This window comes from uncultured Adlercreutzia sp., assembly GCA_910585575.1.
In the GTDB taxonomy this organism is placed as follows: domain Bacteria; phylum Actinomycetota; class Coriobacteriia; order Coriobacteriales; family Eggerthellaceae; genus Adlercreutzia.
Window position 1 is genome coordinate 1 of the sequence record CAJUFS010000135.1, and the last position, 1,591, is coordinate 1,591.

Consider the following 1,591-nt stretch of genomic DNA (forward strand, 5'->3'; position numbering starts at 1 on the left):
TACTTCGTGAGCATGTCGACGCCGGCCTTGGCACAAGCGTAGGCCGTCGTGCCCAGGTCGCCGCCGCAGGAGGCCATGGAGCCGATGTTCACAATGGAGCCGCCCCCGTTCTGCTGCATATAGGGCAGAACCGTCTTGATGCAGTAGAAAGTGCTGCGAATGTCGCTGGCGAACACGGCATCCCAGTCCTCCAGGGAAATCTCGTCGACACGACCGTCCTTCAGGGCCATACCGGCGGCATTGTTCACCATGATGTCCACCTTGCCCCAGGCTTCAACGGTGTCGGCAATAAGGGCGTCCACGGTCTCGGGCTTCGTAATGTCGAGAAAGTGGAACAGGGCCTCGCCGCCCGCTTCCTTGATGGCGTCGACAACCGCCTGGCCCTTCTCCTCACGGCGGCCGCAGATGACCACCTTTGCGCCCTCGGCCGCGTACATCTTCGCAATACCGATACCAATGCCGCTGGTGGAACCCGTGACGATGGCAACCTTGTCCTTCAAGCGATCCATGGGACCGTCCTTTCTCGCTGTTCCCTCGAGTCCTTCTCGAGCGTAAACGATATAACTTTACCCGAGCTAACACGCCCGTCCGAGACGCGTTCGATCAAGGGGCCCATATACCACGTCAAGGGCCGATTACCCCGCGTCGGAAACGCACTCGGATGCTGTTTAGTTCGATACCGCCGTGATGAGCGTGCCCGTCTCGCCGCGCAGCCCCTCGGCCGCATGGCCCAAGGAGGTGATGAGGGCCTGGCCGCCCGGATGGGCCTCGACGAACTTGATGCAGGCCTGCACCTTCGGCAGCATGCTACCGGGCGCGAACTGCCCCTCGTCGCAGTACTGGCGAGCTTCCTCGGTGGTCATGACGTCGATGGGGCGCTGGTCGGGCTTGTTGAAGTTGAGGTATACCTTCTCGACTGCCGTGAGAATGATGAGCATATCGGCGTGGACGCGCCAAGCCAAAATGGCGCTGACCAGGTCTTTGTCGATGACAGCATCCACCGCCTGATAGGCCCCGTCCTTCATGATCACGGGCACCCCGCCTCCGCCGGCGGCCACGGTCACGCAGCCGTCCTCCATGAGGTCGCGAATGGTTTCCAGCTCCACAATGTCCTGGGGCACGGGGCTCGGCACCATGCGGCGCCAGCCGCGTCCCGCATCCTCCCCCACCTGGCAGCCCGTGGCCTTGGCGAAGGCCTTGGCCTCCGCTTCGGTCATGAAGGCCCCGATGGGCTTCTGGTAGTGCTTGAACGCCGGGTCGTCGGCGTCCACCACCACATGGGTGGGTACATCGGCCACCGAGCGCATGATGTCCTGAGCCCGAAACTCGTTCATGAGCGCACAGGTAAGCTGCGCGCCGATATAGCCCTGGCTCATGGCGTTGCAATCGGCCAGGGGCATGAAGGGCACCTGGCTGTTCTTATCCTTGCTGGCCAGCACGAAGGCCTCGTCGATAATGCCCACCTGAGGGCCGTTGCCGTGGGTGACCACCACGTTGATGCCCTCTTTTACCATGTGGGCCAAGTTCTTCGCCGTGCCATCGAGCAGCTTCAGCTGCTCCTCCGGCGTGTCGCCCAGGGCATTGCCGCCCA

At 62.7% G+C, this 1,591-nt stretch carries 2 protein-coding genes; both read right to left on the bottom strand.

Annotated features, from left to right (window positions below; all coding sequences use genetic code 11):
- On the bottom strand, positions 1 to 509 hold a 509-nt coding region (locus QZ307_RS11040), incomplete at its 3' end, for an SDR family NAD(P)-dependent oxidoreductase (protein ID WP_295999777.1).
- 159 nt (positions 510 to 668) lie between these two features.
- A partial coding sequence (gene arcC / locus QZ307_RS11045) for a carbamate kinase (RefSeq protein ID WP_295999778.1) occupies positions 669 to 1,591 on the bottom strand: 923 nt, incomplete at its 5' end.